This window comes from Petrotoga sp. SL27, assembly GCF_002924605.1.
Classification (GTDB): domain Bacteria; phylum Thermotogota; class Thermotogae; order Petrotogales; family Petrotogaceae; genus Petrotoga; species Petrotoga sibirica.
In genome coordinates this window covers 1-253 of the sequence record NZ_JAIP01000036.1, presented here as the reverse complement: position 1 = coordinate 253, position 253 = coordinate 1, and the positions used below count along the sequence as shown (strand labels likewise).

1 pseudogene is annotated in these 253 nt (G+C 38.3%); it reads right to left on the bottom strand.

Annotated elements, in window-relative coordinates:
- Window positions 1–253: pseudogene (locus AD60_RS10250) on the bottom strand (IS110 family transposase); the annotation flags it as partial.

Genomic DNA, 253 nt, shown 5'->3' with positions numbered 1-253 from the left:
TACGTTTAAAGAAGAAGAGATAGCGATGTTCAAAGGTTCATAAGCCATTTTGTCCAATCTGTACGAATTATTGGCTGCTTGTTTAAGAAGTGTTGCAACCTTCACGGGATCTTTGAATCTGTTTTTGCTTTTTTTCATAACGAAGTGAGTTAACTCATCGATGGGTTTGTAAACTATCTCATCCAAAGAGTAGAACTCAGTCAAAGCAGCACAAGACGTAGCACCGTATATATCGGAAAAGGGCTTATCCCTA